This window comes from Trichococcus sp. (genome assembly GCF_049684335.1).
Lineage (GTDB): Bacteria > Bacillota > Bacilli > Lactobacillales > Aerococcaceae > Trichococcus.
The window spans coordinates 107,549-115,499 of sequence record NZ_JBAVFV010000036.1 but is presented as its reverse complement, the minus strand read 5'-3'; the positions used below and the strand labels follow the sequence as shown (position 1 = coordinate 115,499).

At 45.4% G+C, this 7,951-nt stretch carries 8 protein-coding genes; all 8 read right to left on the bottom strand.

Annotation, left to right across the window (positions count from 1 at the left end):
• Positions 1-108: 108 nt before the first annotated feature.
• Positions 109-309: a cold-shock protein CspD gene (cspD, locus tag WBM30_RS07050; RefSeq protein ID WP_107995921.1), complete on the bottom strand. Its 201-nt coding sequence runs from the start codon at positions 307-309 to the stop codon at positions 109-111.
• A 282-nt stretch (positions 310-591) separates the two neighbouring features.
• Positions 592-3,372 carry an isoleucine--tRNA ligase gene (gene ileS / locus WBM30_RS07045; protein WP_424900025.1) on the bottom strand — a complete coding sequence of 927 codons (2,781 nt, stop codon included), beginning with the start codon at positions 3,370-3,372 and terminating at the stop codon, positions 592-594.
• 290 nt (positions 3,373-3,662) lie between these two features.
• Positions 3,663-4,325: a DivIVA domain-containing protein gene (locus WBM30_RS07040; RefSeq protein WP_424900024.1), complete on the bottom strand. Its 663-nt coding sequence runs from the start codon at positions 4,323-4,325 to the stop codon at positions 3,663-3,665.
• Between the two features lie 29 nt (positions 4,326-4,354).
• Positions 4,355-5,134: an RNA-binding protein gene (locus tag WBM30_RS07035; protein WP_108031343.1), complete on the bottom strand. Its 780-nt coding sequence runs from the start codon at positions 5,132-5,134 to the stop codon at positions 4,355-4,357.
• Positions 5,135-5,173: 39 nt separating this feature from the next.
• Positions 5,174-5,461, bottom strand: coding sequence for a YggT family protein (locus tag WBM30_RS07030; protein WP_424900023.1), 288 nt, complete (start codon positions 5,459-5,461; stop codon positions 5,174-5,176).
• Between the two features lie 12 nt (positions 5,462-5,473).
• Entirely contained in the window at positions 5,474-5,947 is a 474-nt protein-coding gene (locus WBM30_RS07025; protein ID WP_424900022.1) for a cell division protein SepF, read from the bottom strand.
• Positions 5,948-5,970: 23 nt separating this feature from the next.
• A complete protein-coding gene (locus tag WBM30_RS07020; protein ID WP_424900021.1) occupies positions 5,971-6,654 on the bottom strand; it encodes a YggS family pyridoxal phosphate-dependent enzyme in 684 nt (227 codons plus the stop codon).
• 2 nt (positions 6,655-6,656) lie between these two features.
• A complete protein-coding gene (ftsZ, locus tag WBM30_RS07015; RefSeq protein ID WP_424900020.1) occupies positions 6,657-7,946 on the bottom strand; it encodes a cell division protein FtsZ in 1,290 nt (429 codons plus the stop codon).
• Between the last annotated feature and the right edge of the window lie 5 nt (positions 7,947-7,951).

Below are 7,951 nucleotides of genomic sequence, written 5' to 3'. Positions count from 1 at the left end.
CCTGAGAGGGATTGCCGAAACAACGCTTTTTTTTTGCATGTAAAAAGCGCACTGGGAGTTTTATTACTCCCGGTGCGCTTTGAATTCGCTAATGTTAAAAAAATAGGATTATAATTTTACAACGTTAGCTGCTTGAGGACCACGGTTGCCGTCAACGATTTCGAATTCAACATCTTGGCCTTCTTCTAAAGATTTGAAACCTTCGCCTTGGATAGCTGAGAAATGCACGAACACATCGTCTTTTCCGTCAACTTCGATGAAACCAAAACCTTTTTCGCCATTAAACCATTTTACTTTGCCTTGTTCCATAATCGTGTAATACCTCCAAAATTTTCATTGGTAAAATGCTAATACAAATATTTACTATCATATTAGTACAAGTTACTAATATAATTATAACGAACATCTTGTACGATTTCAAGAGAAAGTTATGCGCTTTCTTTGGAAAATGAATCAACCGTGGACAAAACGGCTGCTCTTTCAACCTAAAATCAACAGAAGCACGCAAGAATGACGTCAAATGACCTCCGCTTGCGTGCTCTTTACTTATTGTTTACATAATTTAAACGATTTTATTCAAGGTGAGCTAGGTTATGCTTCTTCCTGCACGAGTGCTTCCGGAAATTCAGATCTCACAATATCTGCACAGCGTTCGCATAAGGATATTGCATCCTCGATTGTTCCGACCTCTTCTTTGATGGCACGGCATCTTTCGCAGGTTTCCCCATGTGCGTGTTCCACTAGGATCGCAAGCTTATCGAACGGCATCGCTTCAGCTGGAGCAGCTGCCAATTCTTTGATGTCAAGCTGTGAAACGATGAATAATTGTTCCAGGTTCGCATCAAGAGACGTGAACAATGCTTTTGTATCTTCATCAACAAACAAGGTCAGATGCGCTTCAAACGATTTTCCGATCGTCTTCTCATTACGCGCTACTTCCAATGCTTTCAATGCCGCATCGCGGATATCCATGAATTTCTCCCATTGGCCTAAAATCGCTGCTTGGTCTTCACGGACGCTGCTTTCCGGCAATTCAGCCAGTTGGGCATATTGTTCCTCTTCCTTCAGGAAACTCCAAATTTCTTCGGTTGTGTGCGGGATGATCGGCGTCAAAAGTTTTGCCAACTTAACCAATACTTCGTAAAATACGGTCTGCATGGCGCGTCTTTCTAGATTATCCTCTTTTTCGATATAAACAACATCTTTCGCAAAATCAAGATAGAATGCCGACAAATCAACTGTACAGAAGTTCATGATCGTTTGATAGATGGTCGAGAACTCGTACTCTTTATAGGCTGTCAAACAAGTTTCAACAACTCGATCCAAGCGCGCCATCATGTATTGATCGACACTGCGCAGTTCCTCATAGGCCACTGCATGCTCCTTCGGTTGGAAATCTTCCGTATTTCCGATCAGGAAACGCATGGTATTGCGAATCTTGCGGTACGTTTCGGAAACTTGTTTCAGGATGTCGTCACTGACTCTGACATCGGATTCGTAATCGACACTGGATACCCATAAACGGATGATGTCGGCGCCCATGTTCTTGACGACTTTTTCCGGAAGGATAGTATTGCCCAATGATTTGCTCATTTTGCGGCCTTCTCCATCCAAAACAAAACCTTGGGAAAGGACTGTTTTGTAAGGTGCTACTCCGTTGATCGCAACACTGGTCGTAATACTTGAATTGAACCAACCACGGTATTGATCGGAGCCTTCCAAATACATATCAGCTGGGAATGTCAAATCTTCCCTTGCACGCAGCACAGCTTCATGCGAAGATCCGGAATCGAACCAGACATCCATGATGTCCATTTCCTTCGTAAATGTGCCGTTCGGGCTCCCAGGGTGCGAGAACCCTTCAGGAAGCAGATCTTTCGCTTCTCTTTCGAACCAGACGTTCGATCCGAATTCGCCGATTAGTTTAGCAGCGTGGTCGATTGTTTCCGGCGTGATGACAGGTTCTCCATTTTCCGCATAGAAAATCGGCAACGGAACGCCCCAAACACGTTGACGGGAAATGACCCAATCCCCACGGTCGCGAATCATGTTGAACAAGCGGACTTTGCCCGATGGATGCAGCCACTCAACATTTTCGATTTCGTCCAAAATGTCTTGACGGAATTTGTCGATTGATGCGAACCATTGCGGTGTTGCACGATAGATGACCGGTTTCTTTGTGCGCCAGTCATGCGGATAGCTGTGGACGAAGAAGTCCAGTTTCAGCAAAGCGCCTTTTTCAGCCAACAATTCGGTGATCAGTTTATTGGCTTTGTCGTAGAACACGCCCTCGAAACCTGGAGCTTCAGCTGTGTAGCAACCTTTGTTGTCGATCGGTGATAATACTTCCAGACCATATTTTTTGCTGACCAGGTAGTCATCCTCACCGTGTCCAGGAGCCGTATGGACCAAACCGGTACCCGCTTCAAGCGTTACGTGCTCGCCTACCATGATCAATGATTCGCGATCATAGAACGGATGTTGGACAGTCATGTACTCCAACTCCGAGCCTTTCAGTTCTTGCAGGATTTCCACAGATTCCCATCCGATGGCTTCCTTGACTGTGCCCAGCAATTCTTTTGCGACAACAAATTTTCTGCCGTCAGCGGAAACAACCACATATTCGAAATCAGCATTAGCGGAAATGCCTAAGTTTGCCGGCAAAGTCCACGGCGTAGTCGTCCAGATGACGAGTGCAGTATCGTTATCCAACAGGCCTTTGCCGTCTTTGACCTGAAAAGCCACATAGATGGAAGCAGACTTCACATCTTTATATTCGATTTCGGCTTCCGCCAGCGAAGATTCACTTGAAGGCGACCAATAGATCGGTTTTAGTCCTTTATAGATGTAGCCTTTTTCCGCCATTTTTCCGAACACACGGATTTCCGCTTCTTCATATTTCGGCAACAAGGTCACGTATGGATTTTCCCAATCGCCTGCGATTCCCAAACGTTTGAAAACGGTTCTTTGTCCGTCGATCTGATTCCAAGCATAATCTTCACACAATTTACGGAAATCAGCCAAGCTCATCGCTTTGCGGTTCACGCCTGTATTCGTTAAGGCTTGTTCAATCGGCAGACCATGTGTATCCCAACCCGGAACAAAAGGCGAACGGAATCCAGACATGGATTTTGAGCGGACGATGATGTCCTTGCTGATTTTGTTCAAAGCATGTCCCATGTGGACAGCACCATTGGCATATGGAGGGCCATCGTGAAGGACAAATGTCGGTTTATCCGCATTTTTTTCTTGTCGTTTAACATAAATATCTTTTTCTTCCCAATCCTTTTGCCATTCCAATTCGCGGACAGGCAGGTTAGCTTTCATAGGAAAAGCCGTTTTCCCTAGGTGCAGCGTTTCTTTCATTTTCATTGTCGGAAGCTCCCTTGTCATTATTTTTTTCTACAAAAAAAGACCCGTCTCCAAAAGGGACGAAGTCTTCGTGGTACCACCCAAATTCAAAGCGACAACGGCCGGAACAGGCTGTCATGCTTCCTCATTCAAACCGTTAACGCTGTTCAGGCGACCTTTTTTACTTATGTTTGTTCAAAAAGATTCTCATGGAGGATCCTTAAAATAGAGGGACTTATTGGCCTTTCACCATTCGCCAATTCGCTGGAAGTTTCTTTTTTTCGGGTGTTCCATTCTTCAATATCTAGATTTTACTTGTTTTCTTCCGGAATTTCAATAGCTTCTACTGCAGCTTCAGCAAGTTTCTCTTCAGCTCTGGCTTCTTCGGCCAATCTTCCGCCGACTTCGAATTCGGCAGCATCTTCAGAGTTGGCGACCAATTCGTCGATGATGCGTGTGCGGTTGGATAACACTTCATTCAAAGTAGGAGTCGAAACTTGACCTTCTGGTGAAGCGTTCAACAAGTTGTTCCATTCATCATTCATGATGAGGTTCAATTGTGACTCAACCAAAAGTTGCAGTTTCTGTTTGAAGTTACGGCTTTCCTTGCGGACTCCGTCAGTTTCTTCATTGATTTTTGTCGCTTTTCCGGCTGCTTCATGCAACAAGCGATCCGCACTCTTTTCGGCTTCGAACAAAATGATCTCGGCTTCTTTGCGCGAATTTTCTTTCAATCTGTCGGCTGCATCCTGCGCCACTACGATAGACTTGTTCAAAGCATCCTGCAAGTTGCTGAAATACTGAAGTTTTTCTTCGGCAAATTTCAGTTGCTTTTGCAGGTCTTTATTTTGTTTGATGACTTCTTCAAATTCTTTTGTGACAGTATCCAAAAAGTCATTGACTTGTTCTTTATCGTACCCTTTTATTTTGACAGGGAATTCCTTGTGTTGAATATCTAATGGAGTCAAGCTCATCTTATACACACCTTTCGTTCTTGTCATTCTTATTTGTACAATACGCCAAATTCGACGCGCCATTTATCTTTCTTGGACTTTCCTTCTATAGCCTTTATCTGAATCCGGCCATAACCGCGGATGGACACGATATCCAACAGCCCTAATTCGAAATCTGGACGTTCAAATGCGGCCCAGTTCAATTTCACTTTTCCGCTGCTCACCAATTCTTTTGCGCGTTGCCTCGATATGTTGTAGATAGCCGCAATCACTGTGTCCAACCGCAACGAACTGACAGTGTCATGTACAATCGTCCAATCATCGATAGGAGTGATCAGATCAGTGTAGGTCCGATTTTCCAGGCGAACACTGACCTTTCCTATCTTAGTGACCTGCGAATGCACATAGCTTGCTATATTTGACGCCAACAAAAATTGCCAACGGATGCCGTCAGACAGGATATCTCCGAAAAGCTCCCTTTTCATGCCGGTTCCGATCAGCGTCCCCAGTATTTTTCCATGGGTCAAACTGGCAAATTTCGATGGGTACACAACTTCCGTAAGCTCCATTTCAAAGTCGCTTTGCGTCGGGCTGAAATACTCAGGGCAAATGATTGCCCGCTTGCGTTCCGCCGCTTCGTAACCGCCATAAAATTGAACATGGATTTCACCTTTTTTCCCGACCATCATCTCAAGGATGTACTGTTGTCTCGGATCCAAGAAATCCGTCAGATACGGTGAGTAGGTTTCCTCCGCTTGCGTAATCCAAGATTGGGCACTATCAATGAATGGCTGCTCTTCCTTGCGAAAATGTTGATAAACTTCTTGCATACGTATCCCTCACTTTTTCGTTTGATGAAAAAATGTCCGTCAATTCAGCATTCTGATTAGGAAAAAGATAACGACCTGCGCTCCATACTCCACCAAATTCAGGAACAGGATGCCCGCCACTACACTAAAGCTCATCATGCCTACAGATGGGATCAATCTTCTGAATATATCCAGGTAAGGCTCCACAATGCTGGAGATAAAATAGCCGAATTTGGAACTTCTGGCTCCCGGCAACCAACTCATCAATGCGTATACCAGCAGGACGGTTGAATATGCCGATATACCCCAACGGATAATCTGTAAAAGCCAAATCAATATTTGTGTCATTTTGTTTCCTTTCTAGTAGAACGAACGCTCTTCCTCCAGTGTTTCGGCCAGTGCGCCTTCGACTCCGACTGAAGCGGGGGTGCATAAAAAGATTTCATCGCCAACACGTTGGATTTCTCCCCCGATCGCATATACCGTTCCGGTCAGAAAATCCACGATCCGCTTAGCTTGTTCCGCATCTATTCTTTTGAAATTAAGAAGAACTGCTTGATTCTTCAGCAGATTATCGGCAATTTTCTCTACCTCAGAATAGACTCTGGGCTCCACGACATGGATGCTGGCTTTTTCGGTCATTGCTTGTTGATTCATAGGAATTACCTTTGCTTTCGTCGATCTTTTTTGGGTGCTCCGCTGAGACGGAGCCCCTTCTTCATTGCGCTCGGACCTGCGGACTGGAACGACAGTCGATGGTTCATCGACTTCCTCAAATCCGTCTTCCTCATCTTCAATGACAAAGTACTTTCGGAATAAATCTTTCAGACCCATAAGACCCCTCACTTCTTCTTCGTCTATGCTTCTGTTTCAGCAAAGAATGCCGATCCGACACGTACGAAGGTCGCACCTTCGGCAATCGCTATCGGATAATCTTGACTCATGCCCATGCTCGTCTCCGTGCATGGGGCATAAGCCAAGTTCAACGCCGCTACTTGCTCTTGCATTATTTTCAGATCTTTAAAGCATTGACGCAACTCCACGTCTGTTGCATCAATGGGTGCCATCGTCATCAATCCGACAACGATGATGTTGGGAAAACTTTCCAGACTCTTGATGAAAGGCACTGCCTCGGATGCGGAAAGTCCATGTTTTGAATTTTCCCCTGTAACATTGACCTGAACGAAGCAAGAAACAGGCTTTTCCGCCCGTTCATTGATTTCCTTTGCCAATGACGGGCGATCCAATGCGTGGAAGTAGGCGATACGATTGATCACCTGCTTCACTTTCCTTGTCTGTAAGGTACCGATGTAATGCCAGCTGATGTCTTCCTGCGGAAGTGCTGCTTGCTTTTCAATCAGACCCTCGAGGCGATTCTCTGCAAAATGGCGGTAGCCTAAGCGGTACAATTCCTCCACTTGCTCTACAGGTTTTGTCTTCGTGACGGCGACAACCGTCACATCTTCCCGTTTACGTCCGGCTGTCAAGCAGGCTGCTTCCACAGTTGACTCCACTTTCCGGCAATTTTGTTCAATATTCATGCTTATCTGCGTCTCTTGCGGAAGAAAGGTGGTGTATCCAATGAATCCTCTCCACCGTTTTTATCTTCTTTATTTTCGTGATAACGTGGATAATTATCTTCTGTTTGTTTGACAGAGTACTCTTCTGGCTCAGGTTGGACCGATTGGGGCGCCTGTTCCCTTACGTTTGTGTCTCTGCGGATATCCCAGTCACCAAAGAGGTCTTTGGCTGGTTTTTCTTCGGCTCGTTCAGTCGGAAGTTGTTTCTCCGGGTATGCAGCAGGTGCGTTCCCTACTTCTTTACGTCCCTTAAAAGCACTGCCGCCGCGATTAGCGGTTTTTTTTTCATCTTTTTTTTTGTCGTCGATCCCAGTAGCGATTACTGTAACGATAACTTCGTCGCCCAAGTTTTCATTGATGGATGTACCGAAAATGATGTTGACTTCGGATGATGAAGCTTGTGCCACGATATCACTTGCATCTTGTGCTTCGAACAACGTCAAGTCTGAACCACCCGTGATGTTCAACAAGATCTGCTCGGCGCCATCGATGGAAACTTCCAACAATGGGGAAGAGATAGCTTTTTTGGTTGCTTCTGCTGTACGGTTTTCACCTGAAGCGATACCGATACCCATCAAAGCAGAACCTTGATCTTTCATGACAGTCTTCACATCAGCAAAGTCCAAGTTGACATATCCTGGAGCTGTGATCAAGTCTGAGATTCCTTGAACGCCTTGACGCAATACATTATCTGCTTCACGGAAGGCTTCCAGCATAGGCGTCTTTTTATCGACGATTTCCAACAGACGGTTATTTGAGATGATGACCAATGTATCAACGTTTGCTTTTAAATCAGCGATACCCTCTGCAGCATAACGGCCTCTTTTAGGTCCTTCAAAAGTGAACGGACGTGTCACTACACCGACAGTCAATGCGCCAAGATCCTTAGCGATTCTGGCTACGATAGGGGCTGCACCAGTACCGGTACCACCACCCATTCCGCATGTGACAAAGATCATATCTGCACCAGCCAAGGCTTCAGAGATTTGTTGTTCACTCTCTTCTGCAGCTTTGCGACCGACTTCTGGAACTGAGCCTGCGCCCAATCCTTTCGTCAATTTAGGCCCGAGTTGGATTCTTGTTTCCGCACTTGATGCATTCAAGGCTTGTGTGTCCGTATTGGCCACGATGAATTCAACACCTTTAACGCCTTCTTCGATCATGCGGTTAACGGCGTTGCTTCCTGCCCCACCGACACCGATAACTTTAATTTTTGCTCCATCACTCATGCTTGAATCGAATTCCAATTCCATTTCAT